The 26866-nt window shown below is 67.2% G+C and carries 24 protein-coding genes; 7 read left to right on the forward strand and 17 right to left on the reverse strand.

Annotated features, from left to right (window positions below; genetic code table 11):
* Positions 1 to 333 precede the first annotated feature (333 nt).
* The 6 genes from BLS34_RS17695 to BLS34_RS17720 form a co-directional block, all read right to left on the reverse strand.
* On the reverse strand, positions 334 to 714 hold the full coding sequence (locus BLS34_RS17695; protein WP_093152419.1) for a PRC-barrel domain-containing protein: 381 nt from the start codon (positions 712 to 714) through the stop codon (positions 334 to 336).
* Positions 715 to 1104: 390 nt separating this feature from the next.
* Complete coding sequence (locus tag BLS34_RS17700) at positions 1105 to 1866, reverse strand: FadR/GntR family transcriptional regulator (RefSeq protein ID WP_093152421.1); 762 nt, start codon at positions 1864 to 1866, stop codon at positions 1105 to 1107.
* A complete protein-coding gene (locus tag BLS34_RS17705) occupies positions 1859 to 2845 on the reverse strand; it encodes an ABC transporter ATP-binding protein (RefSeq protein ID WP_093152424.1) in 987 nt (328 codons plus the stop codon). The genes BLS34_RS17700 and BLS34_RS17705 overlap by 8 nt, the downstream gene beginning before the upstream one ends.
* On the reverse strand, positions 2842 to 4779 hold the full coding sequence (locus BLS34_RS26525) for a dipeptide/oligopeptide/nickel ABC transporter permease/ATP-binding protein (protein WP_245702026.1): 1938 nt from the start codon (positions 4777 to 4779) through the stop codon (positions 2842 to 2844). Before BLS34_RS26525 ends, BLS34_RS17705 begins: the two co-directional genes overlap by 4 nt.
* A complete protein-coding gene (locus BLS34_RS17715; protein WP_028792918.1) occupies positions 4779 to 5723 on the reverse strand; it encodes an ABC transporter permease in 945 nt (314 codons plus the stop codon). Before BLS34_RS17715 ends, BLS34_RS26525 begins: the two co-directional genes overlap by 1 nt.
* Positions 5724 to 5756: 33 nt before the next feature.
* Positions 5757 to 7319: an ABC transporter substrate-binding protein gene (locus BLS34_RS17720; RefSeq protein WP_093152427.1), complete on the reverse strand. Its 1563-nt coding sequence runs from the start codon at positions 7317 to 7319 to the stop codon at positions 5757 to 5759.
* Positions 7320 to 7514: 195 nt separating this feature from the next.
* Between BLS34_RS17720 and BLS34_RS17725 the strand changes: the two genes are divergently transcribed.
* Together BLS34_RS17725 and BLS34_RS17730 are read left to right on the forward strand one after the other, a co-directional pair.
* The gene (locus tag BLS34_RS17725) at positions 7515 to 8729 is read left to right on the forward strand and encodes a Zn-dependent hydrolase (RefSeq protein ID WP_281241215.1); all 1215 of its coding nucleotides are present in this window, start codon (positions 7515 to 7517) and stop codon (positions 8727 to 8729) included.
* Between the two features lie 116 nt (positions 8730 to 8845).
* A complete protein-coding gene (locus tag BLS34_RS17730; RefSeq protein ID WP_093152431.1) occupies positions 8846 to 9454 on the forward strand; it encodes a tetratricopeptide repeat protein in 609 nt (202 codons plus the stop codon).
* Here BLS34_RS17730 and BLS34_RS17735 read toward each other — a convergent pair.
* From BLS34_RS17735 to BLS34_RS17760, 6 genes are all read right to left on the reverse strand, one after another.
* On the reverse strand, positions 9430 to 10140 hold the full coding sequence (locus BLS34_RS17735; protein ID WP_093152433.1) for a hypothetical protein: 711 nt from the start codon (positions 10138 to 10140) through the stop codon (positions 9430 to 9432). The genes BLS34_RS17730 and BLS34_RS17735 overlap by 25 nt on opposite strands.
* On the reverse strand, positions 10141 to 10980 hold the full coding sequence (locus tag BLS34_RS17740; RefSeq protein ID WP_028792922.1) for an ABC transporter permease: 840 nt from the start codon (positions 10978 to 10980) through the stop codon (positions 10141 to 10143).
* A complete protein-coding gene (locus BLS34_RS17745) occupies positions 10977 to 12179 on the reverse strand; it encodes an ABC transporter permease (RefSeq protein ID WP_093152436.1) in 1203 nt (400 codons plus the stop codon). Before BLS34_RS17745 ends, BLS34_RS17740 begins: the two co-directional genes overlap by 4 nt.
* Complete coding sequence (locus BLS34_RS17750; protein WP_093152438.1) at positions 12172 to 13263, reverse strand: ABC transporter ATP-binding protein; 1092 nt, start codon at positions 13261 to 13263, stop codon at positions 12172 to 12174. Before BLS34_RS17750 ends, BLS34_RS17745 begins: the two co-directional genes overlap by 8 nt.
* A gap of 68 nt (positions 13264 to 13331) precedes the next feature.
* Positions 13332 to 14444, reverse strand: coding sequence for an extracellular solute-binding protein (locus tag BLS34_RS17755; protein ID WP_093152440.1), 1113 nt, complete (start codon positions 14442 to 14444; stop codon positions 13332 to 13334).
* A 311-nt stretch (positions 14445 to 14755) separates the two neighbouring features.
* Positions 14756 to 15529 carry a PRC-barrel domain-containing protein gene (locus tag BLS34_RS17760; protein ID WP_093152442.1) on the reverse strand — a complete coding sequence of 258 codons (774 nt, stop codon included), beginning with the start codon at positions 15527 to 15529 and terminating at the stop codon, positions 14756 to 14758.
* Between the two features lie 621 nt (positions 15530 to 16150).
* On the opposite strand from BLS34_RS17760, the gene BLS34_RS17765 reads away from it, so the two are divergent.
* The 3 genes from BLS34_RS17765 to BLS34_RS17775 all read left to right on the forward strand — a co-directional run bounded on the left by BLS34_RS17765 (position 16151) and on the right by BLS34_RS17775 (position 19980).
* Positions 16151 to 16531: a c-type cytochrome gene (locus tag BLS34_RS17765; RefSeq protein WP_093152444.1), complete on the forward strand. Its 381-nt coding sequence runs from the start codon at positions 16151 to 16153 to the stop codon at positions 16529 to 16531.
* Between the two features lie 25 nt (positions 16532 to 16556).
* Positions 16557 to 18179: an alpha-glucosidase family protein gene (locus tag BLS34_RS17770; protein WP_093152446.1), complete on the forward strand. Its 1623-nt coding sequence runs from the start codon at positions 16557 to 16559 to the stop codon at positions 18177 to 18179.
* A gap of 97 nt (positions 18180 to 18276) precedes the next feature.
* Positions 18277 to 19980, forward strand: a complete 1704-nt coding sequence (locus BLS34_RS17775) for an alpha-amylase family glycosyl hydrolase (protein WP_175474277.1) — start codon at positions 18277 to 18279, stop codon at positions 19978 to 19980.
* 142 nt (positions 19981 to 20122) lie between these two features.
* Here the strand turns inward: BLS34_RS17775 and BLS34_RS17780 are convergent, their stop codons facing one another.
* The 4 genes from BLS34_RS17780 to BLS34_RS17795 form a co-directional block, all read right to left on the reverse strand.
* Complete coding sequence (locus BLS34_RS17780; RefSeq protein WP_028792929.1) at positions 20123 to 21118, reverse strand: tripartite tricarboxylate transporter substrate binding protein; 996 nt, start codon at positions 21116 to 21118, stop codon at positions 20123 to 20125.
* A gap of 106 nt (positions 21119 to 21224) precedes the next feature.
* Positions 21225 to 22784 carry a tripartite tricarboxylate transporter permease gene (locus BLS34_RS17785; protein ID WP_093152451.1) on the reverse strand — a complete coding sequence of 520 codons (1560 nt, stop codon included), beginning with the start codon at positions 22782 to 22784 and terminating at the stop codon, positions 21225 to 21227.
* Positions 22785 to 22808: 24 nt separating this feature from the next.
* Positions 22809 to 23258, reverse strand: a complete 450-nt coding sequence (locus BLS34_RS17790) for a tripartite tricarboxylate transporter TctB family protein (protein ID WP_028792931.1) — start codon at positions 23256 to 23258, stop codon at positions 22809 to 22811.
* Between the two features lie 359 nt (positions 23259 to 23617).
* Positions 23618 to 24031 (reverse strand): carboxymuconolactone decarboxylase family protein, encoded by a 414-nt coding sequence (locus BLS34_RS17795; RefSeq protein WP_028792932.1) that lies wholly within the window; start codon positions 24029 to 24031, stop codon positions 23618 to 23620.
* 299 nt (positions 24032 to 24330) lie between these two features.
* Here BLS34_RS17795 and BLS34_RS17800 point away from each other — a divergent pair, with 299 nt between their 5' ends.
* Together BLS34_RS17800 and BLS34_RS17805 are read left to right on the forward strand one after the other, a co-directional pair.
* Entirely contained in the window at positions 24331 to 25017 is a 687-nt protein-coding gene (locus tag BLS34_RS17800) for a GntR family transcriptional regulator (protein ID WP_093152454.1), read from the forward strand.
* Between the two features lie 105 nt (positions 25018 to 25122).
* Positions 25123 to 25938 (forward strand): N-acyl homoserine lactonase family protein, encoded by an 816-nt coding sequence (locus tag BLS34_RS17805; protein WP_093152456.1) that lies wholly within the window; start codon positions 25123 to 25125, stop codon positions 25936 to 25938.
* Positions 25939 to 26207: 269 nt separating this feature from the next.
* On the opposite strand, the gene ehuD is transcribed toward BLS34_RS17805, so the two are convergent.
* On the reverse strand, positions 26208 to 26864 hold the full coding sequence (gene ehuD, locus BLS34_RS17810) for an ectoine/hydroxyectoine ABC transporter permease subunit EhuD (protein ID WP_093152458.1): 657 nt from the start codon (positions 26862 to 26864) through the stop codon (positions 26208 to 26210).
* Positions 26865 to 26866 lie beyond the last annotated feature (2 nt).

Raw genomic sequence — 26866 nt, forward strand, 5'->3', positions numbered from 1 at the left:
AAGGCGCGGGTTTCGCCGGATGGAATGCATCCGATCAGGCGTCGGCGGTCGCGCTTCGCACGCAGGCTCGCCCGACTGGGACCGGTCCGATCGCCGTGGCGCGTCCTGTTCGGAATGCTGGCTTCGATGCGGTCCATCTCAGTCCCCTCGTCGGTGTCGCGCCCATAAGTCTGGCCGCAATAATCCATGGCAGAAAAACTCTGCTGATTTGCTCTCTCTGGGATTTCGTTAACCGTGTGACGCGGTGCGGCGTTCAAAATTCCTGAGCGATGCCGCCGTTTTTGTTGTGTCAGTGACGGCAGTTACATCGCCGGCAGGTCACTCGGATCGGGATCACCCCTCGTAGCGCGGCAGGCCCCTGACCTGATCGTCGCTGATCCGCACGCGGGCGATGCCGCGGGCGACCATCCGCAGGTCCGACAGCGGCAGGGAGACCCGGGCATCGCCCAGACCCAGCAGGCCGCCGTAGCCGATGACGGCCCTCAACGCGCCGTCCTCCACGACGATATCCTCGATCTCGCCGGAGATCCTGTTGTCGCTGCTCACCACCTTGGCGCCGACGAACTCGCGTGCCATCTCGGCGTCCAGGTCCGGACGCTCGACCGGAATCGGGGCGGTGCCGCTGCGGGGCAGCGTTTCCGCGCCAAGCGCAGGGGAAGCGGCCGCGAGGCTGAGGATGGTTGCCAGTGCGATCCGGCTGCTGCTGTGGTGCATGGTTCTCTCCTCCATCTGACGGACATGGCCGGGTCGTGCCCGACGGTCATGCCGCACTGCCGCGGCCGGGTTCCGGCCACGGATTTACCTTGAGGGGTCGGCCCGCCGTGTTTCCCCGGCGAGACTCCGCCCTCGCGAACGCCCCCACGTTTTCAGCCGATCAGCTGATCAAACGGCCCGGCTTCTGCCGATGCCGCGAAAAAGGCCGGACACCCGGTCGGCGTCCTTCAGCCGGCGGTACTGCACCGCCCCGTTAAACATCTCTTAACCAACAACCCGAGCCGCGCCGCCGGGTTCCGAAGAGATCCATCCAAAGACTGACGTAAGACTCACAAGTGCCACACCTTCGCGGCGGCGCCCGTTCGAAGGCGGCCGATCAATGGCACGCGGTCACAGGAACCGGCCGACGATGTCCGCTTCCATGCGCACCATGTAGTCGCGCGCCGCAGCCATGTGCTCGCTCATGATCTCGCGGGCGGACTGGGCGTCTCCGGCCCTCAGGGCCCGCATCAGGCGGATCTGATAGTGCAGGCCGGTGTCGCGCAGGTCGGGATGCGGCGCATCGTAGATCCGCCGGCACACCACCGTTTCGCGCAGCAGGGTCTGCAGGAAGCCGCAGAACAATCCCAGCACCGGGTTCGGACAGAGCCCGGCCAGCACGCTGTGGAAGTCGAGCTCGGCCATGCGCTGGTCGTATTCCTCCTCCGCGGTCTTCGGCTCGGCGTCGTAGAGCCGCATGGTCCGCTCCAGACTGGCGAAATCCTCGGCCGACAGCCGGCCGGCGACGGAGGCGGCCAGCTCCGGCTCGAGCTCGCAGCGCACCGCGTAGATGTCGTTCACGGTCGGGGAACGGAACAGGAAGTAGCTCGACAGCAGCGCCATCGCCCGCTGCGGGTCCATATCGGCCAGGAAGACCCCGCCCTTGGGACCTGTGCGGGTGCGGATCAGACCCTCCGAGCGCAGCGCGCTCAGTGCCTCGCGCACCGACCCCTTGGAGGCCTGGAAGCGGGTCATCAGCTCCTTCTCGGCCGGTAGGCGGTCGCCCGGGCGCAGGTGCTGCTCGATGATCAGCTCCTTGACCTGCTCGCTGATGCTGTCCTTGCGCCGGGCCCGGGCGAGGCGCGGCGTCGGAGGGGGGCCGTCGTCAGTCATCGCCATCCAGCGGATGCCAGCACGCCGCGGCGTGGCCGCCGTCACCGGCGAGTTCGGGGCGGCGCTCGCGGCAGCGTACGCTCGCACGCGGGCAGCGCGACGCGAAGGCGCAGCCCGGCGGCGGGTTCAGCGGATCGGGCAGTTCCGCCGGCGTCTCCTCGGCCTCGATGCGCCGCACGCCGGGCGCCGGCGCGGAGCGCATCAGCAGGGCGGTGTAGGGATGCCGGGGCGCGGCGTAGAGATCCCGGGCGCGGCCGATTTCGACAATACGTCCGAAATACATCACGGCCACCCGCTCGCACACGCTCTCAATCACGCTCAGGTCGTGACTGATGAAAACATAAGTGAGTCCCAGCTCGCGCTTCAAGCGATCCAGCAGGTTGAGCACCTGGGCCTGGACCGAGACGTCGAGGGCGGAGACCGGCTCATCCAGCACGATCACCCGGGCACCGGCCGCCAGCGCCCGGGCGATGCCGATGCGCTGGGCCTGCCCGCCGGAAAACTCGTGCGGGTAGCGATCCAGGAACTCCTCGCGCAGGGAGACCACCTGCATCAGTTCCGTCAGCCGGGCCGCGCGCTCCGCCTCGGCCATTCCATGCAGCCGACGCATCGGCGCCTCCAGGATCTGGCGGATCGTCTTGCGCGGGTTCAGCGAGGCGACCGGGTCCTGGAACACGTACTGCACCCGTCGGGCCAAGGAGTTGGAGTCGCGCCGGGCCATCGCCGCCACATCCGCTCCCTCCAGGCGGATGCTGCCGCCGGTCGGCCGGTCGAGCCCGACCAGCATCCGCGCCAGGGTCGACTTCCCGCAGCCGGACTCCCCGACCACGCCGAGGGTCTCGCCCGCCTCCACCGTCAGGCTGACGCTCTGTACCGCATGCACGCCGGGCAGCCTGCCGCCGAACAAGGTTCGCCCGCCACCGAAGGTGCGGGTGACCTCGACCGCCTCCACCGCCGGCGATGCCGTTTCGGCGCTCATGAGACCTCCTGTAGCGGGTGGAGGCAGCGCACGGCGCGGCCGGGGCCGAAGGGATCCAGCGGGATGTCGCCATGGCGGCAGTCTTCCTGCACCCGGTCGCAGCGGTCGGCGAAGGCGCAGCCCGCCGGCAGCCGGTCGACCGAAGGCGGCAGGCCGTCGATCGCCTCCATGCGCCGCTCGGGCCGGCCCAGCACCGGGACGCAGTCGATCAGCTTGCCGGTATAGGGGTGGCCCGGCGCGTCGAGGACATCGCCGCTCGGCCCGATCTCGACGATGCGTCCGGCATACATCACCGCCACCCGGTCGCAGAGTTCGGAGACAACGCCGAAATCATGGGTGATGAACAGCACCGCCGAGCCGCGCTCGCGCGACAGGTCGCGCAGCAGCTTCAGCACCTGGGCCTGCACCGTGACGTCCAGGGCGGTGGTCGGCTCGTCGGCGACGATCAGGTCCGGGTCGTTGGCCAACGCCATGGCGATGCAGACCCGCTGGCGCATGCCGCCGGACAGCTCGTGCGGATAGGCGGAGAACCGCGCCTTGGCCGACGGAATCCGCACCTTCTCCAGCAGGGTCAGCGCCTGCGCCTCCGCCTCGGCGCGGGAGATCGGCTGGTGCGCCCGGATCGCCTCGACGATCTGATCGCCCACGGTGAACAGCGGATGCAAGGTGGTCAGGGGATCCTGGAACACATAGGCGACCCGCCCGCCACGCAGCCGGCGCAGCGCCTCGGGTGTGGCCGCGAGCTGGTCCGCGCCTTCGATCGTCACCCGGCCGCCGGCGATCACCCCCGGCGGGGTCGGCACCAGGCGCAGGAGCGACAGCGCCGTCACCGACTTGCCCGACCCGGACTCGCCCACGAGGCCCAGACACTCGCCGGGCGCCAGATCCAGGTCGACGCCTCCGACCGCCTTGTAGACCCGCGACCCCACATGGAACTCGGTGCGCAGTCCCTCCACCGACAGCACCGCGTCGGTCGACGGTGCCGGCGGAACCGTCTCGCGTGCGACACGGGTCGCCGCGCCGGGCGCGGCCAGCGCGCCGGACTTCAGGCGGGGGTCGAGAACGTCGCGCACCCCGTCGCCCACCAGGTTGATGCACATGACCAGGGCGAAGATCATCAAACCCGGGACCACCGAGACATGGGGGGCGGTGAACAGCAGCTTGCGCCCCTCCCCCAGCATCGAGCCGAGATCGGCCTGGGGCGGCTGAGCACCGAGACCGAGGAAGGACAGGCCCGCGGTCTCCAGGATCATCCAGCCGACCGTGGTCGACATGGTGACCACGATGGTCGGCAGCACGTTGGGCAGCACCTCCAGGAACAGGATCTCGGCATGGGAGGCGCCGGACAGCCGGGCGGCATCGACGAACTCGCGCCGCGACAGGCCCAGCGTGATGCCGCGGATGTTGCGGGCGAAGAACGGGATATTGACCACCGCGATGGCGTAGAGCGCGTTCAGCAGCCCCGGCCCGAGCACGGCGACGATCGCCAGGGCGAGGAGGATGTAGGGGAAGGCCATGACCAGGTCGATGCCGCGCATCAGCAGGCTGTCGGTGCGCCCACCCGCATAGCCGGCGACGAGGCCGATCAGCGAGCCGATGGTGGCGGCGATCAGGGTCGCCGACAGCCCGACAAGGATCGACACCCGCGTGCCCCACAGCATGCGCGACAGCAGGTCCCGGCCGAGATGGTCGGTGCCCAGAAGATGACCGTCGGTCCCCGGGCGCAGCAGCCGGTTCGCCGGGTCGGTGATGTCCGGGTCCGGCACCGGCAGAAAAGGCGTGGCGATCACCAGCACGACGATCACGGTCAGCAGCGCCAGACCGAAGGCCGAGAGCGGGTTGGCCACCAGCAGGGCGAAGGGCGACGGCCGCCCGCCCCGGTCCCGCGCGAACAGGCGCGTCAGCGTCGCGCCCACTGCCAGCATGCCCGCCATCAGCGCAGCCTCGGATCGACCAGCGTCTGGGCGACGTCGGCCAGCAGGTTGAAGAACACGTAGCTGGCGGCCACCACCAGCACGCCGCCCTGCACCAGCAGCAGGTCGCGGGTGGAGATCGCGTTGACCAGCATCCGGCCTATGCCCGGCCACTGGAACACGGTCTCGATATAGACCGCCCCGCCGAGCACGAAGCCGGTCTGGATGCCGATCACCGGGATGACGGCGACCAGGGCGGACTTGAAGGCATGGCGGTAGATCACCCGGCGCTCGGACACGCCCTTTGCCCGGGCGGTGCGCACATAGTCCTGGCGCAGCACCTCCAGCATGGCGGTGCGGGTCAACCGGGCGATCACGGCAGTCGCCACGACGGCGAGCGTGATCGCCGGCAGCGCCAGATGCGCCAGCAGATCGAGCGGCCCGCCGCCGCCATAGATCGCGAACATGCCGGAGGCCGGCAGCCACTGCAGCTCGACCGCGAACAGCATGATCAGCAGCAGGCCGAGCCAGAAGGACGGGGTGGAGATGCCGATCAGCACCAGGAAGGTGACGATCCGGTCGCGCCAGCCGAACTGGCCGACCGCCGCGATCACCCCGGCCAGCAGCCCGAACAGGGAGCACAGCAGCAGGGAGGCGCCGGCCAGGACCAGGGTCGCGCCGAACCGCTCGAACACCTCGTCGGCCACCGGGCGGTTCAGGGCATAGCTGCGCCCCATGTCACCCTGCAGCAGGTTGCCGAGCCAGGTCAGATACTGCTCCACCAGGGAGCGGTCGAGGCCGAGCTGGCGGTTCAGCCGCTCCACATTCTCCGGCGTGGCGTAGCTGCCGAGGATGGCGGTCGCCGGGTCGCCGGGGATGGCGGCCATCATCGCGAAGACGATGACCGACAGGCCGAGCAGGATCGGGACGGTGGCGAGCAGCCGTTTGCCGATATAGAGCCACATCGCCCCGATCCTCCTCTCGTTGGGTGCGAACGGTCAGTTCTTGGTGACACCGTCCAGCAGCAGGAAGAACGACGGCTGCAGCTCGAAGCCCTCGACCCGGGTGCTGGTCACCGCGTTCTGCTTCCAGTTGGCGATGAAGGCCCAGGGCGCATCCTCATGGACGATCTCCTGCATCTCCTTGTAGAGCCTGGCCCGCTCCGCCTGGTCGGTCGCCTTGCGGGCGTCCTCCAGCAGGGTGTCCACCTCCGGATTTGAATAGTAGCCCGAATTGAAGCCGCCCTTGTCCGGGAAGGCGTCGGTGCGCAGGGCGAGATACGGCAGGGTGTCCGGATCGTTGGTCATCCAGGCCATCTCCGCCATGTCGGCCTTGCCCTCCAGCCCCGGGTTCACCTTGCCCAGGAAGGTGTTCCACTCGTAGGTCTCGATGGTGACGTCGAGGCCGACCTCGGCCAGATCCGCCTGGATGGCGGAGCCCATGGCGATCGGGTCGAGCATGCCGGACCCGCCCTCGGTGACGTAGAAGGTCAGGCTGGCGCCCTCGGCTCCGGCCTCCTTCAGCAGCGCCTTCGCCTTCTCCGGGTCGTGCGGATAGGGCTCCAGCGCCTCGTTATAGGCCCAGGCGAAGGCCGGCGGGGTCGGACCGGCGGCGATCGCCGCGGTGCCCTGCAGCACGTTCTCCACCAGCGCCTTCTTGTCGATCGCGTAGTTCACCGCCTGGCGCACCTTCCTGTCGGCCATCGGGCCTTCCTTGGCGTTCAGGATCAGGAACCACAGATGCGGGCCGGCCTGCTCGAACACGGTGTAGGAGGCATCGTCGGCGAAGGTCGACAGATTGTCCGGCGGCACCTCCACCATCACGTCGATCCCACCGGACAGCATCTCGGCGACCCGGGTGTTGGCGTCGGTGATCGGGCGGAAGACGACGGCCTTCAGATCCGGCGCCCCGCCCCAGTAGTCCGGATTGGCCTCGACCACGACCTTGGCGTTGGACTCCCACTCGACGAACTTGAAGGGACCGGTGCCCGACGGGTTGCGGCCGAAATCCTCGCCATGCTCCTCTACCGCGGCCGGCGAGACGATCAGCCCCGTCGGATAGGCCAGATTGGACAGGAACGGCGCATAAGGCTCCTTCAGCCGGAAGACGACGGTCTTGGGATCGGGCGCCTCGACGCTGTCGACCGAGCCGAAGAAGAAGCTCAGCGGAAACGGCCCGGTATCGTGGAACGGATGGGACTCGTCGAGCATGCGGTCGAAGTTGAACTTCACCGCCTCGGCGTCGAGCGCCGATCCGTCATGGAAGGTCACGCCGTCGCGCAGCGTGAAGGTATAGACCGTGCCGTCGTCGCTGACCGTCCAGCTTTCGGCCAGTGCCGGCTCGACCTCCAACGAGCCCGGCTTGTAGCGCACCAGGCCGTCATAGACGTTCATCAGGATCCGGAAGTCGTTGACCGCCGTGACCGCGTGCGGGTCCAGCGATTTCGGCTCGGCGATCTGCGCGACGATCAGGACCCCCGGGGGAGTCTGCGCCGCCGCGGTCGCGCCGAACGCCCCGAAGGCGGCAGCCACGACCAGCATCCGTCGAATGAGTGAGAACATCGGAAACTCCCCTGTCGTCACCGCGCTCCGAGACGCGGCTTGGATGATCCAGGTTGGACTGTGGTTAATTATTCATGATAAATTTATCTTCGTCAAAAATTGATCCTAATAAACCGATGCCTCGGTGATCATCGGACGGGAGGCGAAGCCCAATTGGCTGACTCAGAAGCAGAAATTGAAATTCCACCACTCGAGGTGGATCTCTCCCGATTGCAGGCGGATGTAGATGCGGTGAATGCGCTCGGCGTCGCGCCGGGGCGTGCGGGGATAAACCGGGTCAGTTTCTCCGATGCCGACATGGCAGGGCGGCGCTGGCTGATGACACGGATGGCCGATGCCGGTCTCGCCACGTGGATGGATTGCATCGGCAACGTGTTCGGGCGCTGGGACGTCAGCGACGGCCCGGCGGTCATGGTCGGCTCGCATCTGGACACGGTGGTCATGGGCGGCCCGCTCGACGGCACCCTCGGCGTCTGCGCCGGGCTGGAGGCGGTGCGGACCCTGCAGGACGCCGGACTGACCCCCAGGCGGTCGATCGTCGTGGTCTCCACCGCCGACGAGGAAGGCCGTTTCGGTGGCATGCTCGGCAGTCAGGCGATCTGCGGCGAGGTCGGGCCGGACTGGATCGCGGCCGCCGCCGACAGCGACGGCAACCGACTCAGCGATGCCTTGAGCACCCAGGGCCTCGATCCGACCGGTCCTGTGGCCTGGAGCCCGGAGAGCATCGCGGCCTTTCTGGAGCTGCATATCGAACAGGGCCCGGTCCTGGAGCGCGCCGGCGAGGCCATCGGCCTGGTCGATGCCGTCTCCGGGGTCTTCAACTGGACGGTGACCCTGACCGGTGAGGCCAATCACTCCGGCACCACGCCCATGGACCATCGGCGCGACGCCTTCCGCGGGCTGGCGGATTTCGGCCACGCGATCGACCGGATCATCGCCGAGGCGGGCGGCGAACAGAGCCGGCTGACGGTCGGCAAGGCCACCCTGTCGCCCAACTTCCCCCATAGCGTCGCCGGCACCGCCAGCTTCTCCATCATCGGCCGGGACGCCGACGAGAGCGTCATGGAGGCGCTGGCCGAGGCCTGCCGGTCCAGTCTGGCGGCGGCGGCCGAGCGTCACGGGCTGGGACTGGATATCGTCAAGCACAGCTGGCTGAAACCGACCCGCCTGGACGCCGGGATCCATCAGCGTCTGTGCCGGCTCTGCGACCGGATGGACGTGCCCTACCGGACACTGCCCTCCGGGGCCGGCCACGACGCCCAGACCTTCGCGCGACACGTCCCGGCCGGGCTGGTCTTCGTTCCCTCGGCCGGCGGCATCAGCCATGCCCCGAACGAGCACACCGAGTGGGAGAGCATCCGCCCCGGCGCCAATCTGCTGGCACAGGCGGTCGCCGACCTCGCCCTGTGAGGCATCGGGCGAGAGCCAGGCGGCGGTCGGCTTTCGCACGCCCTGACCGCGCTTGATCGGACCGCCGGCCGCAAGGCAGAGTACGGCGGACCCCGCTCAGGACAGGCAACGCCCCCATGCCGATGGACCCCCAGACGCTCACCACCCTCCAGGCCCGCGCCCAGGCCGCCCTGGGTCGGGCCGACTGGCCGGCGGCCGACGCGGCGCTGACCGGACTGCTGGGAGCGGCACCGGGCTCGGCCAGCCTGCTCTACAACCGCGGGCTGGTGCGCAAGCGCCTCGGCAACCCGACCGACGCCCTTGCCGATCTGGAGGCGGCGCTGGCGATCGAGCCGCAGCACGCCAACGCCCGGTTCGAGCGGGCATCGACCCTGCTCGACATCGGCGAGTTGGAGGCGGCGGCGGAAGGCTTCGCCGCCTATCTGGCGCTGGTGCCCGACGACGACGATGCCCTGCTCAATCTCGGCCGTCTGCAGCTTCGGCTCGGTCGGCCGCATGCGGCGTCCGACACCCTGGCCCGGATCGAGGGCGACGCGCCGACCGTGGTGCTGGCCCGGGCGGAGGCACTGCGGGATCGCGGCGATGTCCACGGATGCCGGCGGCTGCTGGCGGAACTGGACGGGCACGGGGCGGAGATCGACGCCGCCCGGCTCAAGGTGGCGACCCAGGGTGCCGCCGGGCGGATCAGCCTCGACCCGGCTCAGCTTTTCGCGCCGCCGCGATAGCGCTTGCGGTACAGGCCGGGCTCGGCCTGCAGTGCGTCCTGCACGTCGAGATGGTCGGCGAGCCGGTCCGGCGCCATCTCCCCGATCTCCAGTTCCAGGGCGTCGCGCGGGACAGGGAAGCCCTGGGCGACGGGCGTGCCGGCCGGCAGCGTGCCTTCGAAGTCGGGGTCGCTCCAGACCGCCGGGAAGTGCACGGCGCCGTCGCGCCAGGCATCGCAGTCGACCAGACCGGAGACCGTTCGGAACGGCAGGTCGAGCCGGTTGACCGGATGCACGAACAGCATCGACCAGCCCTCGGGCAGCTCGACGGTCCAGAAGTTGGTGAACTTCACGATGAACTGGCCGGGACGCTCCAGCCCGGGAAACCCGGTCGCCTGCTCCGGCAGATGCACGCCCACGGGCGCGCGGCTCGGCCGTGCCCGCGCATGAGGCGGCAGGTTCCAGTCCCAGGACAGCGCGCCGCCCGCGACAGCAAGATCGGCGGCGAGCGGGAACAGGATGCCGCCCTGCATGGCGTCGATGAAAGGCGGGCACTGCTTGACGGTTCGGACCGGCGCGTCGGACAGCAGCGGGGCCGCCGCCTCCGCCGGCATCGTGCGCAGCCAGTCCGGCAGGGCTGTTCGGGCCAGCCTGGGTTGCGGCAGGTGGTCGGCATATCCCGGCAGGCAACGCAGGGCGATCCGCATTCAGCGCTTCCGCCGCTTCAGCAGCACATGGGTGACGGCGGCGGCGATGGTGATGGCGACGAAGATCACGCCGATGGCGTTGATCATCGGCGACAGGCCGAAACGCATGCGCGCGCCGATCTCGGTGACCAGGGTCCAGTCGCCGCCGATGGCGAAGAAGGTGGTGTTGTAGTTCTCGATCGACTGCAGGAAGGCGATCACGCAGGCCGTGGCGATGGTCGGCATCAGGAACGGCAGGGTGATGCGGCGGAACACCAGCACGGGCGAGGCTCCCAGGTCCAGCGCCGCCTCTTCCAGAACGCGGTCCTGGCGCTGCAGGCGGGCCATGAACAGGAGCATGCAGTATGACGCGATGAAGGTGGTCTGCGCCACCATGGCCGTGAACAGCCCGGCCTGGACGCCGAAATAGTCCCGCCAGAAGATCATGGTGGTCACGCCGAGCACGATCCCCGGCATCAGGATCGGCGAGACCAGCACCGTGTACAGCACAGTCGTGCCGCGCGACTGCAGCCGGGTCAGGATGAAGGCGCCGGACAGCCCGAGCGGGATGGCGAAGACGATCACCCCGAGCGCGATCGCCAGGGAATTCAGCAGCCCCTGCACGAAGCGCGCATCGCCCGGCAGCTCGACGAACCAGCGCAAGGTGAAGCCCTGCCAGTCGGTCACCGACGGGGTCGGCGCCGCGTTGAAGGCGGCGGCCACCATGAACAGCAGCGGCAGGAACATGTAGGCGAAGAACAGCACCAGATAGCCGCTCATCACCGCGCCGGCCCAGTCGGTTTCGCGCTTCGGCGCGAGGCGCGGGGCCACGATCGTCGTGTTGTCCGTCGCCGCCGTCATTTCGCGATATCCCGGATGCCGACCTTGAAGATCGCCATGTTGACGAGGATGAAGGCCACGCAGGCGACCAGCAGCGCCACCGAATAGGCCGAACCCTGGTTCCAGCTATCCGCCTCGAAGAAGCGCCGGTAGATGAGCTGGGAGAACCAGTCCGGATGCAGGCCGCGGCCGACGATCTCCGGGGCGGCGATCGATCCGGCCGAGAGCATGAAGGTCATGATCGAGCCGACGGCGATGCCGGGCTTGGCGTGCGGGATCACCACGCGGGTATGGATCTTCCAGACCGACGCGCCCAGGTCGCGGGCCGCCTCGATCTGGTTCTTATCCAGGGTGTCGATGGTGTTGTAGATCGGGAACACCATGAACAGCACATAGGCGTAGATCATCACCGTGAAGACGGCGCCGTTGGAGGCGACGAAGCGGAAGCCCTCGCCGGCGTCCATGCTGATGATGCCCAGCGCATCGAACAGCCAGTTTAGGATGCCCTGCTTCTCCAGGATCATCACCCAGGAGAAGATCCGCAGCAGTTCGTTGATGGCATAAGGGATGACCAGGCCGACCATCAGCAGGGTCAGCTTCTCCTCCGACTGCATGGTCGCCGCGGCATAGGCGACCGGATAGCAGATCAGGAAGCACAGCACGGTGACGCAGAGCGCATAGAGCAGCGTCATCACGAAGATCTCGACATGCACCGCGCTCATGGTGGTGAAGTTGTCGAGCGAGTAGCTCTCCTTCATCCCGGCCTCGCCGGAAGAGGTGTCCTCCTGGGCCTCAAGCTCGGCGATCTGGGCGTTCAGCTCGCCGATCCTGGCTTCCGCCCCGACCCGTTCGGCCGCTGAGAGGCCGCCGCCGGCCCCGCCCGGCGAGGGGGTCAGTCCCGGTGAGGGCGTCAACCCTGGTGAGGGAGTAAGACTGGGCGCCGGAGTGGGGCTCGGGGTCAGCGAGGGCGACGGGAGTCCGGAACCGCCACCGCTCCCCTCGCCCGCCTTCAGGCGCTGCTCCAGCTTGAATTTCTCGGTGTAGAGCCGGTCGATCTCCAGGGCCAGCATGGCGGTCTCGCCGCCGCGATCCTCGTAGATGAAGGCACGCTCGATCATGCGGATCTGCGGCACCAGGATCAGCCCGACGATCCAGGCGACGATCAGCCCGACGAACAGCGCCGTCAGACCCCGTCCATAGGTGCGGACCAGTTCACTCACGGGCCAGCTCCCCCGTCGGCATCACCACCGCGTCGCCATGGTCGAAGCCGACCGTCTGGATCCCGGTGAACTCCTGCCCGGCCGTGCCGGAATTGGTCAGATGCAGCGCCAGGCTGTGACTGCCGGCGCGCACGAACAGGTTCACGAACGGCCCCTCCAGGTCGCGGCGCTCGACTTCGGCCTCGATCCGGTTGGCCGGGTCGCCGGTACCGTTGGCGATCCGCATCCGTTCCGGTCGCACGAAGATCATGGCGTCGGTGCCGTCGCTCAGGCCCCGGTTGTCGACGCCGAACAGCCGTCCCAACGGCGTCTCAAGGCAGGCATAGCCGTTCTCGCGCCCGACCACCCGGCCGCGCAGCACGTTCTGCTCGCCGACGAAGGTGGCGACGAAGGGGGTAGCCGGGGCGTTGTAGATGTCGGCCGCGGGGCCGACCTGCTCGATCCGGCCGAGATTCATCACCGCGACCCGGTCGGACATGGTCAGCGCCTCGCCCTGGTCGTGGGTGATATAGATGAAGGTGACGCCGGTCTTGCACTGGATCGCCTTGAGCTCGGCGCGCATGTGCTGGCGCAGCTTCAGATCCAGAGCGGACAGCGGCTCGTCGAGCAGCAGCACCGCCGGCTCGACCGCGAGGGCGCGAGCGACGGCGACGCGCTGACGCTGACCGCCGGAGAGTTCGGTCGGTTTCTTGTCGCCCTGGCCGGTCAGCGCCACCAACTCGAGCAGTTCGTCGGCCCGCTTGCGCCTGGCGGCCTTGCCGACGCCGCGCGCTTCGAGCCCGAAGGCCACGTTCTCCCACACCGTCATCAGCGGGAACAGCGCCAGGTTCTGGAAGATCAGGGCGGTCGGTCGCCGGTTCGGGCCGATGCCGTTCATCTCCTGGCCGCCGATCGCCACCCGGCCCCGGGTCGGGTCGATGAAGCCGGAGATCATCCGCAGGATCGTCGTCTTGCCGCAGCCGGACGGCCCCAGGATCGAGAAGAACTCGCCAGCATGGATGTCGAGATCGGTGTCGTGAACGGCGGTGAAACCGTTCGGATAGGTCATGCTCACGCCCTTGAGGGCGACGTCCTGCCCGTGCATCGCTGCGGCCCCACTCAAAGAGGACGCCCGGGGCCGACACGCGGCCCCGGGCGAGGATGGCAACGCGATCAGGCGTTGGTGATCTTGTCGACGTATTCCTGGCGCAGCGGCGCGAACCACGGGGTATCGGCCTGCCACCACCACAGGTTGGCGAGGTTCTGCGCGTTGTAGACCTCGTTGAACTGGGCCTTGTACTCCGGGCCCGCGTGCTCGGCGGCACCGGCGACGGCGGAGTTGTAGCCGGTGTTCTTGGAGAACAGCCCGGCCATCTTCGGGTCCAGCATGGCGTTGATGAAGGCATAGGCCTGCTCGATGTTCGCCGCACCGGACGGAACGCCCATGGAATCCATCCAGGTGATGCCGCCTTCGGTCGGCATCCGGTACTTCCACTTGGCGTCCTCGCGGTTCAGCAGGAGGCCGGTGGTGTCCCAGGTCTGGCCGATATTGGCGCCGGCCTGCTTGAAGGCGTTGGTCGCCTCGGTCGCGTTGTTCCAGAACGCCGCGACCTTGTCCTTGTTGGCGATGATGTAGGCGGCGCAGGCGTCCCACACGCGACGGGCGTCCTCTTCGGACTTGTAGACGTCGAGCATGCGGTTCGACTTGATCTCACCCTTGGCGTCCAGATACAGGCCGACGCCCATGATGACCGACTTCTGCCGGAACGCGGACTTCGCGCCGTCCTGGAACAGCGAGCCGTAGGAGACCTCGTCGAGCGGCATCGCGTTGCTGTCGAAGGTCACCGCCTCGGTGCCCCAGTCGAACGGCAGCAGCATGCGGTCGCCACGATAGGTGGCGCCCAGCGAGACGCTGTCGCGGACCATGGACGGGATCAGCTTGTCCATCTCGACCTTGGACTCGTCGAGCGGCTGCAGCAGACCGTCGGGATAGTAGTTCGGACCGTTGGTCACGGACGGGAAGATCACGTCGAAGCCCTTGCCGCCGGCGGCCTTCAGCTTCTGTTCGGCCTCGTCGTTGGACCCGAAGGTGGACAGGTTGATCGTGATGCCCGTGTCCTTCTGGAACTTCTCGATCATGTTGGCCTGGATGTAGTCACCCCAGGCGAAGACGTTGACGGTGCCGGAGGACGCCAGAGCGTCCTGGGTTTTGAGGATCGCGGGCGCGGCGAGCGCGACACCGGCGATCGCGGTGCTTTTCAGCAGCGAACGGCGGGAGATCGTCATAACGGATGGCTTCCTCGAAAATATCTGCCCCTGACCGAACCGGGCGGCTCGATCCGGGAGATTCCTAGCGCCAATCGGCAACCGAACCGTTTCAACTCGGAGACGGTTTGGTGACAGTTGGCGTCAGAGCCGACCCGGATCGGCCGGGCAGAGCCCCGCGCCCGCCGCAGGGCCGCGGATCAGCCATGGACCTTATCGGGGTCCGGCCGTCCTCGATCATCGCGACGAGGCTGAGCAGGTGCCCGTTCGCCCGCCTCGGACGCTTGACGATTTCGCCATGGGCTGCATGCCGGTGAGCGGTGACGGCGCCGTCACATCCAGTAGTATTTCAAGGCATAGTGGTCGTGCAGCGCCGCCTCGACATCGCGGGTCAGCGGCCCCGGCTGGTCGGGGTCGTAGGCCGGGCTGTTCTTTACCTGCTCCCGGGTCAAGCTCACGCTGGCCGAGCGATCGGCCCAAGTGATGTCGCTTGCCGATGCCGGCGAGATCAGTACCTTGCGTCCGCCCGGCAGCCAGTTGCGCGTATCCACCACGAAGTAGCGGATCACCCAGGCAATCTCGTCCACCATGAAGTCCTCGACATGGCCGATTTCGCCATCGGTGGCCTGGATGTCATAGCCCTCCACCTCGTCGGCGCTGCGCAGATTGGGGTCGCCGCGCCCTTCCGCCTCTTCCCGGACCCGGCTTGGCGGCGCATCGTGGCCCGGCAGGACATCTTCGGTCAGCGGCACGGCCGGCGCTCCCATCACGCCGGCGGGATACACCTCCCAGTACGGTTGCCAGCCGTAGTGGCCGTGCAACGCGACCTCCTCCTGGCGCGAGACCGGCCGGTCGGTCTCCACGCCGGGCGCGTCCTCCACCTGCTGGCGGGTCATCTCGACCGCCACACTGGCGCCGCCGATATTCACGCCGGCGATCGACTGGGGAGAGATCAGCACCTTGCGGCCGAACAGCCATCCGGTATCGACGACGAGGTAGCGCACCGACCAGGTATGATCGTCGAAGAACAGGTTGCTGACCTTTCCCAGCGATCCGTCGGTGGCGGCGATGTCGTATCCCTTCAGTTCACTCAATTTGAGAGCCATTTGTCCTCTCCGCGTTCTGTTCCGCGCGACCCTGAGGCAGGCCCGTGAGAGCCGACCCGGGGGCAGACCCCGGTGCGCTCCAGCGGACCGCGGAGGCCGCGCATGTGTTTCGGACAGGCCGTTGCGGTCTTGCTGACGACCGTCGGAGAGCCTTACCGGCCTGTAGCGGCCCAGGTGGATATTGAAGCCCTCGGCGACGCCCGACCTGCAAGCGTCCCGTCCGATTTTCGGGGAAACGTCGTGCCGAAGCCGTGGTTCCAAGACCCGGCCGCCGATGGCCGCAGCCGCCGTTCACATCGGCACAAGAGGAGCCGTGGCAGAGCCAGTCGGCGAAGCCCGCCGCCAGCCACAGCGGGATCACACCTTAGATCAGGATCAGGGCCGCGGGATCGGACAGCAAGACAGTCCTCAGTTTCGATGATGCGCCGCCGCTGAAGGCACAACGGGGGATCGCCCCCCGGCTGCATACGGGTGGCCGCGTTCTTCGGATTCTCCCGGAACCGACTTCCGTCCGTGCCGTTTCCCTTTCATGAAAACCGGGAGATCCGATCATGCAAATGCTGCGTCGATCGTTCCTTCTCGGGGTCTCCGCTCTGGCCCTCGCCGCGGGGGCTCAGGCGCGTGAGTATCGAGGAGGCGGATCGCGAGGACGGCAACCGACCGGACGACACGGTCATGCGGCTCGGCTCGGAGATCTACGCCACCCAGTGCGCGGCCTGCCATGGTCCGGAGGGCAAGGGGGTGCCGGGAATGTTCGCGACCCTGGCCGGTTCGTCCCTCGTTCACGCCCGCAATCCGACGACCCTGATCCGGCTAGTGCTCGACGGCGCCCGGGCGGTGCCGACGGACCGGTACCCGACCCCGGTCGCCATGCCGGCCTTCGACTGGAAGCTCAGCGATGCCGAACTGGCCGCAACGCCGAGCTATGTGCGGAACGCCTTCGGCAACGACGCCGAGGCGGTGTCCGAAGAGGCTGTCGCGGACATCCGCGGCGGCGAGTGAATGAGTTTGCACGATTGAGGACCCGATGACGGAACGAGAACGTGCCGAGGACTGGTGGAAGGGCGCGATCATCTACCAGATCTATCCGCGCAGCTTCCTGGACACGACACGCAACGGGATCGGCGACCTGCGGGGCATCACCGGGAAGCTGGACTATGTCGCCTCGCTCGGTGTCGACGCGATCTGGATCTCGCCCTTCGTCAAATCCCCGATGCTCGATTTCGGCTACGACGTATCCGACTATCTCGCGGTGGACCCGCTGTTCGGCGATCTGCAGGACTTCCGCGAGTTGCTCAACGGCGCCCACGACCGGGGCCTGCGGGTGATCATGGACCAGGTGCTGTCGCACACGTCCAGCCATCACCCCTGGTTCCTTGAAAGCCGCGAGTCCCGGGACAACCCGAAGGCCGACTGGTACGTCTGGGCCGACAGCCGCGACGACGGCACCCCGCCGAACAACTGGTTATCGGTGTTCGGCGGATCGTCCTGGCAGTGGGAACCGCGGCGCGGGCAGTATTATCTGCACAATTTCCTGCGCGAGCAGCCCGACCTGAACTTCCACAATCCAGAGGTTCAAGAAGCGATGCTGGCGGTGTGCCGGTTCTGGCTCGATCTCGGCGTGGACGGCTTCCGACTCGATGTCTGCACCTTCTACGCCCACGATCAGCAGCTGCGGGACAATCCGCCCAACCCCGAGGTGCCGGAAGGCGAGGCGTTCGAGTTCAACCCGTATTCCAAGCAGCTTCACGTCCACGACATCGTCCGGCCGGAGACCGTCACCTTCCTGGAGAGGCTGCGGGCGCTCTGCGACGGTTACGGCGATCGTGTGCTGCTGGGCGAGTTGAACCAGAGCGACGCGGTGAACACGCACCGGGAGTACACCGCGGTCAGGCGCCTGCAGCTCGCCTATGGCTACTGGCTGCTCGGCGCCCACGAAATCCCGCCGTCCCTGCTGCGCAGCGTCGCGCAGGATCTCGGACATGGCGCCGAGAGCGGCTGGCCGTGCTGGGCGCTGGACAACCACGACTTCTCCCGCGCCGTGACCCGGCTCGGGCGGGAGTCCTGTCCGGAGGCGGTGACCGTTCTGCTGGCGGCTCTGTCCTGCATGCGCGGAGCCTGCTGTCTGTACCAGGGCAGCGAATTGGGTCTGCCGCAGGCCGAGGTCCCGTTCGACAGGATCACCGATCCCTACGGTCGCGAGTTCTGGCCCGCCTATAAGGGACGCGACGGTGCCCGCACGCCCATGCCCTGGCAGGCGCAGGCGCCCTATGGCGGCTTCTCCGAGGTCGAGCCGTGGCTGCCGGTGGTGCCCTCGCATCTCGACCTGGCCGTGGACCTTCAGGATGCCCTGCCGGGATCGACCCTCAACCGGATCCGACGGTTCCTGACCTGGCGCCGCGAAGAGCCGGCGCTGAAGGCGGGCGGCATGGATTTCGTCGAGGCCGATGAGCGGGTTCTGGTGTTCCGCCGCACCCTCGGCGAGGAGACGATCACCTGCGCCTTCAACTTCACCGATGCCGAGATCGCTTTGGAGATGCCGGAAATCGAGGTGGGCGTGCCCCTGGAGGGGCATGGCTTCGGTGGCGTGAGACGGGAGCGGGAGATCCATCTGCCGGCCTGGGGCGCGTTCTTCGCAAAGGCGGCATAGGGAATATCACCATCAGAAGTGCATATCGGATCGTGTGATTTTCCCCTGTCTTCGGTGACTTGAAGACGGCGTTGCGCCAAGGGTTATGAGGAGAGCGATGAAACTTCGGAAGATCGGCAAAGCGGAAACCAGCGACTATGAGCAGGCATGGTGGCGTGGGGCGACGATCTACGAGATCTATGTCCGCAGCTTCCGCGACAGCAACGGTGACGGCATCGGCGATCTCGGCGGCGTGCTGGAGAAGATCGACCACATCGCGTCGCTGGGGGTCGACGCCGTCTGGCTGTCGCCGTTCTACAAGTCGCCGCAGAAGGACTACGGCTACGACATCGAGGATTTCCGCCTCGTCGACCCGAGCGCCGGCACCATGGAGGACTTCCTGCGGTTGCGCGATGCGGTGCACGCCCGGGGCATGCGGCTGCTGCTGGATTTCGTGCCGTGCCACACCTCCGACCAGCACCCCTGGTTCCAGGAGAGCCGGTCGAGCCGGGACAATCCGAAGGCCGACTGGTACGTCTGGGCCGATCAGCGGGCGGACGGCTGTCCCCCGAACAACTGGCTGTCGTCCTTCGGCGGGACCGCCTGGACCTGGGAGCCGCGCCGCTCGCAGTACTACTATCATCCCTTCCTGACCGAACAGCCGGCGCTGAACCTCCACAACGAGGAGGTCCTCGACCACATCATTCAGGAGATGGAGTACTGGTGCTCACAGGGCGTCGACGGGTTCCGCATCGACGCGGTGCAGTGCCTGTCCTGGGACAGGGATCTTCGCGACAACCCGCCGGTCGGCCGCGAGGGATCGCATGTGATGTTCGGCGGCGGCCCGACCAATCCGTTCGCCCGTCAGCACCACCTCTTCGACCGCAACGCCGAGGGCACCGAGGAGATCCTCGCCCGGTTCCGACAGTTCGCCGACGAGCAGGAATGCGTGCTGATCGGCGAGCTGGCCGATATCGATACGCCCCTGGCCGCGCCGGACCTGACCGGCCAGGGACGCCGCCTGCATGCGGTGTACGATTTCAACCTGATCAACTGCCCCTCCGATGTGGAGGCCCTGACGGAGCAGCTTCGGCGGCGCGAAGAGCTGATGGGCGCGAGCTGGGTCTACAACGTACTTACGAACCACGACTCGACCCGCGCCCTGAGCAATCTCACCTATTTCGCCGTCGACACCTATCCCAAGCAGGCCGCCAAACTGCTGCTCTTCATGCAGCTCACGCTCAAGGGCGGCTGCATCCTCTATCAGGGCGAGGAGCTCGGGTTGCCGCATCCGCACCTGGAGTATGAGGATATCGTCGACCCCTGGGCCAAGGCGTTCTGGCCGACCTTCGAGGGCCGCGACGGCGCGCGCACCCCCATCCCCTGGTCGGCCGACGCACCGCAGGCGGGGTTCTCGGACGGCAAGCCCTGGCTGCGGGTGCCCGAAGAGCATCTGTCCTTCGCGGTGGACAGGCAGGAGGAGGACGCGGACTCGGTCCTGAACTTCCTGCGCCGTCTGATCGCCTGGCGCCGGGACCAGCCGACACTGCGCTTCGGCGACGAGCAGATCTCGCGTTGGGAGCGGGCACCGATCATCACCTGGCGCCGCTGCCACGCCGGCAGCGAGCTGCGCGCCATCGCCAATTTCGCCACCGATCAGGCGTTCCTGCCTCTCGACGAATTCTGGCGGCCGATGCGGGTGCCCGGCGGGGTGACCCGACGCCAGGAACATGGCCTGTCCCTGGGGCCGCTGGAATTCGCGGTAGTCACCGCGGACAACCAAGGAGGAACGAAACCCGCCTCCGCGTCAGACGACACGTAGAGCAGATCGTGGGGTGACGGGATCGCGTCAGCTTGCGTGGCTCCGCTTTATCGTATTGTCTCCACCGGGCGCGATCGGTGAAGCCTGACATGCGAAGGCCGGCCCCGAAGGACCGGCCCTGCAAGCCGCCAGGAACGGAAGCTCAGTTGGTCGCGCCGACCGTCTTCACGAGCGCCTCGTAGGTCTCGCGCTCCTTCATCATGACCGCCGCCGCGGCATCGCCGCCCCGGTAGGTCATGTCCATGAACCGCTTCTCGCCGACATTCTGAACCATCTCGCTCTGCACCGCCGGCTCCAGCGCGGCTGCGATCTTGTCGACGATCTCCTTCGGCGTGCCGGCCGGGGCATGCAGGGAGATGTGGGACGTCACGCCGAACGGGAAGCCCAGCTCCTTCATGGAGATCAGGTCGGGCGCCAGCTTGAGGCGCTCGTAGGAGGCCGCGAACAGGGCCTTCGCATCCCCCGCCTTGACGATCGGCGCCCAGGAGCCGCCGGAGAACGCCACGTCCACGTCGCCGGCCATCACCGCCTGCACCGAGCCGCTGCCGCCGCTGACCGGCACCGGGATGAATTCAACGCCGCGCTCCTTGGCGATGTACTGCATCACCAGCCGGTCGAGCGCCAACTGGCTCGCGCCCTTGATCGCCCGGTTCTCGGATTTCACCGTCTCGATCAGGCCGTCGAGCGTGTCGTAGGGCTGCTTGGTGCCGGTGAAGAAGGCGTTCTGGAACTCGCCGATGATCGCCACGTGCTCGAAGCTGTCCATGTCGTACAGCGCCTTCTGCACGAGCGGAGCCAGGGTGATCGACGTCGAGTTGGTGGCCAGAAGCGTGTAGCCGTCCGGCTTGTCCTTGGCGACCTTGGTCGCCGCGACGCCGCCGCCGGCACCCCCCACGTTCTGGACCAGGATCGGCTGGCCGAGCTTCTCGCCCAGGGCGTCGGTCAGCGCGCGGATCGAGATGTCGGTGCCGCCGCCGGCCGGATAGGCGACCACGATGGTGATCGGTTCCGTCGGCCATTCCGCCGCCCGTGCCGTCGAGCCGGGCGCCGCCGCCAGGGCCACGGCCGATCCGGCCAGAGCGGCCATCGCCATACGTCGCGTCAGGAGCCGTGTCGCGGTGTGAAGATATCGTTTCATCATTTTCCTCCATCTGATTCGTGTTTTTGATTGGTATGCGCTTCCAGTCTCTTCGCCCGGCAACCGCAGAACATCGCGACGCGGGTACCGGCTGCGTGCCTGCCGCTTAGCGGTCTCCCCCTTCTGGCGGTGTGTCGCTCGGTTCGTCGGTCGGCGTGGCCGCCCGGTCGATCTGCATCGACCGCGCGCCGGCGATCGCGAACCGCCAGATCGAGAACACGGCGAGCAGAAGGAACAGGATCGCGATCGGGTGATCGATCAGCGCGGCGGGGTTGGAGTCGGAGATGATCAGCGACTGCCGGATCGTCAGCTCCGCCATCGGGCCCAGCACGTAGCCGACGACGAACGTCACGAACGAGTAGTCGAACTTCTTCATGAAGTAGCCGACGAACCCGAACACCAGCATCAGATAGACGCCGAACATGCCGCCGGCTTCCATGTAGGCGCCGACGATGCACAGGAAGACGATGACCGGCAGCAGCACGCTTTTGCGGATCTGGATGACCATGCTGAAGATGCGCTGTCCGAACAGCCCGACCAGCAGCAGCGCCGCCGAGGCGAGCAGCATGCCGAGATAGATGCCGAACACCACGGAGCCGCTCTCCTTGAACAGGAACGGCCCCGGGGTCAGTCCGTGCATCATGAACGCCCCCATCAGCAGCGCCGTCGACAGGCTGCCGGGCACGCCGATCGCAAAGACCGGGATGAGGGCCGCCGGCACGGTCGCGTTGTCGGCCGATTCCGATGCCGCGACACCCTCCGGCGCGCCTTTCCCGAAGGCCTCCGGCGTCTTCGAGCTCTGCCGCACCCAGGTATAGGCGAGGAACGACGCCAGCGTCGCGCCTAGGCCCGGCAGAATGCCGACCAGCGTGCCGACCAGCGAGCCCCGCAGGATCGACGGCGCGACCTGCACCGCATCCTTCATGCCGAACACCGGCTCGGAATCCTTGGCCTTGTCGGCGGCGACCTGCGGATAGCGGTGGTCGCCGCGCCAGCCCTCGTCGATCTGCACCAGGATCTCGGACAGGGCCAGCGTGCCGATCGCCACCGCCAGCAGCGGGATGCCGTCATAGAGCTCGAGCAACCCGAAGGTCATGCGCGGCAGCCCGGTCTCGATATCGATCCCCGGTGCCGACAGCAGCAACCCCAGTATCCCGGCGATGAGCGCCTTGTAGAAGGAATCGCCCGAGACCGCGGCGATGAAGGTGATCGAGAAGATCAGGATCGACGCCAGCTCGATCGGCCCCAGGCCGATGGCGAAGCGTGCGACCGGTTGCGCCAGCAGAATCAGGACGACGGTGGCCAGCAGGTCGCCGACCACCGAGGCCACGAGGGCGATGACCAGCGCCTTCTGCGCCTTGCCCTGCTTGGTCATTGGGTATCCGTCGTAGGTCGTGACCACGGCGGACGGCTCGCCCGGCACGTTCAGCAGGATCGCCGACACGGCGGCGCCGGCCGCCCCTCCCTTGTTGATGCCGATGAGGAAGGACAGCGCCGCGGCCGGCGGCATCGTGAAGGTGAACGGGATGGCCAGGGCGATCGCCGTCGTCCGGTTCATGCCCGGCAGGGCGCCGACGATATAGCCGATCAGCACGCCGAGGATGATGTATCCGATCACCGTCGGAGTGAGGATCTCTCCCGCAGCGATGGACATGTATTCGATCATGTTCGCCTCAGGGCCATGGTCGCTTCAGGGGAGCGGCGCGCGGAGCACGTAGGTCGCCAGCAGATAGACCGCCGCGACCGGCAGCGTGGCGGTCGCCAGGACCCGGATCACGCTGCGCTCGCCCAGGAACAGCATGAAGGCCGCGATCAGCAGAGGGCCGCCGACGATCATCCCGAAGAAATCGATGACCACGGCGCCGGCGACCACCAGCGCGGCGGCGATAGCGAACATCAGCAGATTGCGCAGGCGTATCGGCGCCTGCTGCAGCGTGCCGCCGGCCCGGAGCCGGAACCAGGCCTTTGTCGCCAGAGCAATCGCGAGCAGCGTCAGGCCGATGGACAGAAGAGTCGGGAAGAATGTCGGCGGCAGGCCGAAATACATCCCCTCCTCGGTATCGAGGGGGATGACGACGAAAATCAGAAGTACGCCGACGAGCGCAAGAGCAATGCCGCCGGCCAGATCAGCCTTCTCCACGACCTAGACTTCCTCCCGACCGCCACGCGTTGATTTTTTATTGGAGCGGTTTGATTTGGCTGGAACCGGTTCGCGGACCGGGTCCAAAACCATAGTAAGAGGCGATTAGGGTATGTCAATCAGCCAATACTACAATCTGAACCGGCACGACCGGCTGGAACCGCCGCAAACCGGGACGATCGAGGCGCGGCGTTTTCGCCACCCGCACGGCACCCGGCACGGATAACGCGAACAGTCTTGTCGGATAAGGGATGCGACGACGCGAGGCGTCGCATCGGATGACTCTCTCCGGAACGCCTAGCGCCGGCGGCCACCGACATGGCTGACGGCGAACGCCCGGCGATGCGCTGGCCGTCGGCTCAATCCGCGGCGCCGACTTCCTTGCGGTAGTCCTCGATCGTCTCCGCGACCGTGCGCATGCTGTCGAGCGCGGCCGGGAACCCGCAATAGATCGCGGTTTGCAGGATGATTTCCACGACCTTTTCCTCGGTGACGCCGTTCCGCAGCGCCCCGCGGACATGGGCGCGCAGCTCGTGCGACCGGTTCAAGGCGGTCAGCATGCCGATGTTCAGCATGCTCCGCTCCTGCTTCGACAGCACCGGCCGCTGCCAGATGTCGCCCCAGGCCCACTCGGTCACCATTTTCTGGAGGGTGGCCGTCAGGTCGGTCACCCCGGCGAGCGAGCGGTCGACATGCGCGTCGCCCAGCACTTCGCGCCGCATCGCGACGCCCTTCTCGAACAATTCGGTCTGGAATTCCGGCCTCGTGCTCATCGCGGTTCCTCTCGTCAGCTGGGATCGGTGTCGGACAGAGAACGATGATGCACGGCCAGATCGACCCGCGCCACCCATCACCATATTGTATGATGAGAATATTGTCGAACGACCGGCGTGAGCCAATAGACCAGCCGTCAGGCCGGTGGCGCACCTGCCGCTGGCTCGCATTCCCGTATTATTGTATGATCTGAAACCGATGGTCCGGTGCTGCGATGCCGGGCGAAGGCGACACGACAGGTCCCGCCGGGGGGATAGCGGCGGACACAGCGACGGGGCAGCGAACGGCAGATGCGACTATGACTGATTCCGATGCCGCTTTCCGCGTCGAAAAGATCGCGGCCCCGCTGCGCTACAGCGTCACCGAAAGCATTCGCAGCGCGATCGCGGCCGGTCGGTTCAAGGCCGGCGACCGCCTCCCCGAACGCGAGCTGTGCGAGCTTACCGGCGTCAGCCGGACCCTGGTCCGCGAGGCCATGCGGCAGCTGGAGTCCGAAGGGGTCATAACCGTCGAACCCCATCGCGGTCCGTTCGTCGCCCGGCTCTCCCGCGCCCAGGCCGAGGGCGTCTACCAGGTGCGGATCGAACTGGAGGGGCTGGCGTGCCGGCTGTTCGCCGAGAACGCGACCGACATCCAGCGCCAGGCCCTGAAGGACGCCTTCAAGGATCTGCAGGCGGCGGCGCGGCGCGCCGATCCCCAGAACCGCCTGCGCACGAAGAACCAGTTCTATGCCTGCATGATCGAAGGCGCCCAGAACGAGGCGCTGGGGAGCTGCCTGCACATTCTCAACTCGCGCATCAGCCTGCTGCGGGCGACGTCGATGACCGCCCCCGGGCGCATCAAGAAGAGCATCGCCGAGCTGTCGAGCCTGATGGAGGCCCTGATGGCGCGCGATGGCGAGCGCGCCTGCCAGCTCGGGCAGCAGCATGTCCGCATGGCCGCCGAGGCAGCGCTGAAGCTGCTGTCGACCGATGAGGCCGACTGACAGCCGCCGCCCGTCCCGATGCTCTCCTGAGCGCGCCGCCGCGGCCGTCGTTTTCGCCGCCGTTTTCGCCGCCGTTTCCACCGACGACCCAGGGACTGTATCCGCATGCCGACCACAGCCACACCGGAATACGAGCTCTTCGCCATCCGCTACGCCACCCGCGATGCGCAACGCCGCGACCACTTCATCGGCGGCGATCCGCATGAGGGGCCGATGCCGATGGACTATTTCGTCTGGGTCGCGATTGCCGATGGCAGTGCCATCGTCATCGATACCGGCTTCAAGGAGGACGTGGCGATCCAGCGCAAGCGCACCTTCCTGCGCTGTCCGATCGAGACGCTCGGACGCCTCGGTGTCGATCCGACCCGTGTCTCCGACGTCGTGCTGACCCACCTGCATTACGATCACGTCGGCAATTTCGATCTGTTCCCCAGCGCGGCGTTCCATCTCCAGGAAACCGAGATGCACTACGCAACCGGGCGCTACATGCGCTATCCGCGCCTCGCCCATTCCTTCGAGGTGGAGGATGTCTGCGGCATCGTGCGGCTGAACTTCGCGCGCCGAGTGACCTTCTACGACGGCGACGCCACGGTCGCGCCGGGCATCCGCGTGCACCGCGCCGGCGGGCATTCGGCCGGGCTGCAGTTCGTCAGCGTCAACACGCGGCGCGGCTGGGTCGTGGTCGCCTCGGACGTCACCCACTTCTACGAGAACATGGAGTCCGGCCGGCCGTTCGTCACCGCGTTCCATATCGGCGAGATGCTGGAAGGTTTCGACCTGCTGCGCGCGGTCGCGCCGACGCCGGATCACATCGTCCCCGGACACGACCCCCTGGTCATGAAGCGCTATCCGGCCGCCGCACCCGACCTGGACGGCATCGCCGTGCGCCTCGACGTGGCGCCGGTCGCCGAGACAGGATGACGTCCCGGCGTTGACAGGCGATCAACGCGGCTGGATCGGCATCGGGCCGGAAGACGGCCACCCAGCAAGCTGGAAGCCGGCCGGGATGACCAAATATCCCCCATGCCGGCCGGCCAGCGGCGGCTCGCGGCCAGATTTTCTGACATCACACCAAACAGTGCTTTGTTGTCCCCCAGCGAATGTCCGCCTTGGGTCGATACTGTTGAGCAACGGTCATCGGCCAAAGATTTGACAATGCCCGACCGCAGGGCCGTCCCAGTTCTTCGATCTCACGCCTTTCGGCGGAAAGCGTTCTCCAGCCTGATCGCCAGGGCCGCCGCCGGGATCGAGACCAGCAGGAAGAACGTTCCGACCAGGGTCATCGGCTCCAGATACTTGTAGTGGCTGTTGGAGTAGATATTGGCCGCGTTGAACAGTTCCACCACGGTGATCGCAGCGAGCAGCGGCGTCTCCTTGAACATGGTGATCAGGTAGTTCGCCAGTGGTGGGATCATCGGCGGGATGGCCTGCGGCAGGACGACGTGGCGCCAGGTCTGGATGGTGCTGTAGTTCAGCGAGCGCGCCGCCTCCCACTGCCCCTTGGGCACGTTCTCGATCCCGGCACGGAACACCTCGGAAGTGTACGTGCTGAAATGCAGGCCGAGGCCGATCACGCCGGCGGCGAATGGCTCCAGGAAAATGCCGAGATCCGGCAGCACGTAGAACAGGAAGTACAGCTGCACCAGCAGCGGCGTGCGGCGCACGAACTCCGACGACCAGTAGGAGGACCAGGCCACCAGCCGGTAAGGCGACATCTTCAGAATGGCCAGCGCCAGTCCCAGCACATAGGCCACCAGCGCGCCGACCAGAGTGGCTTGCACGGTGACGATCAGGCCGGCAGCGAGGCGCGGCATCACGTCATAGGCGACGGACCAGCTCCACTCCATGC

This window comes from Thalassobaculum litoreum DSM 18839, from assembly GCF_900102465.1.
Taxonomy (GTDB): Bacteria; Pseudomonadota; Alphaproteobacteria; order Thalassobaculales; family Thalassobaculaceae; genus Thalassobaculum; species Thalassobaculum litoreum.

Coding starts and splice junctions, on each gene's coding strand:
- BLS34_RS17755 (WP_093152440.1), bottom strand. CDS start 14,444: ATGACGATCTCCCGCCGTTCGCTGCTGAAAAGCACCGCGATCGCCGGT.
- BLS34_RS17770 (WP_093152446.1), top strand. CDS start 16,557: ATGACGGAACGAGAACGTGCCGAGGACTGGTGGAAGGGCGCGATCATC.
- BLS34_RS26525 (WP_245702026.1), bottom strand. CDS start 4,779: ATGGCGGGCATGCTGGCAGTGGGCGCGACGCTGACGCGCCTGTTCGCG.
- BLS34_RS17780 (WP_028792929.1), bottom strand. CDS start 21,118: ATGAAACGATATCTTCACACCGCGACACGGCTCCTGACGCGACGTATG.
- ehuD (WP_093152458.1), bottom strand. CDS start 26,864: ATGGAGTGGAGCTGGTCCGTCGCCTATGACGTGATGCCGCGCCTCGCT.
- BLS34_RS17705 (WP_093152424.1), bottom strand. CDS start 2,845: ATGAGCGCCGAAACGGCATCGCCGGCGGTGGAGGCGGTCGAGGTCACC.
- BLS34_RS17700 (WP_093152421.1), bottom strand. CDS start 1,866: ATGACTGACGACGGCCCCCCTCCGACGCCGCGCCTCGCCCGGGCCCGG.
- BLS34_RS17715 (WP_028792918.1), bottom strand. CDS start 5,723: ATGTGGCTCTATATCGGCAAACGGCTGCTCGCCACCGTCCCGATCCTG.
- BLS34_RS17740 (WP_028792922.1), bottom strand. CDS start 10,980: ATGACGGCGGCGACGGACAACACGACGATCGTGGCCCCGCGCCTCGCG.
- BLS34_RS17760 (WP_093152442.1), bottom strand. CDS start 15,529: ATGGCTCTCAAATTGAGTGAACTGAAGGGATACGACATCGCCGCCACC.
- BLS34_RS17800 (WP_093152454.1), top strand. CDS start 24,331: ATGACTGATTCCGATGCCGCTTTCCGCGTCGAAAAGATCGCGGCCCCG.
- BLS34_RS17750 (WP_093152438.1), bottom strand. CDS start 13,263: ATGCACGGGCAGGACGTCGCCCTCAAGGGCGTGAGCATGACCTATCCG.
- BLS34_RS17805 (WP_093152456.1), top strand. CDS start 25,123: ATGCCGACCACAGCCACACCGGAATACGAGCTCTTCGCCATCCGCTAC.
- BLS34_RS17785 (WP_093152451.1), bottom strand. CDS start 22,784: ATGATCGAATACATGTCCATCGCTGCGGGAGAGATCCTCACTCCGACG.
- BLS34_RS17695 (WP_093152419.1), bottom strand. CDS start 714: ATGCACCACAGCAGCAGCCGGATCGCACTGGCAACCATCCTCAGCCTC.
- BLS34_RS17775 (WP_175474277.1), top strand. CDS start 18,277: ATGAAACTTCGGAAGATCGGCAAAGCGGAAACCAGCGACTATGAGCAG.
- BLS34_RS17795 (WP_028792932.1), bottom strand. CDS start 24,031: ATGAGCACGAGGCCGGAATTCCAGACCGAATTGTTCGAGAAGGGCGTC.
- BLS34_RS17720 (WP_093152427.1), bottom strand. CDS start 7,319: ATGTTCTCACTCATTCGACGGATGCTGGTCGTGGCTGCCGCCTTCGGG.
- BLS34_RS17730 (WP_093152431.1), top strand. CDS start 8,846: ATGCCGATGGACCCCCAGACGCTCACCACCCTCCAGGCCCGCGCCCAG.
- BLS34_RS17735 (WP_093152433.1), bottom strand. CDS start 10,140: ATGCGGATCGCCCTGCGTTGCCTGCCGGGATATGCCGACCACCTGCCG.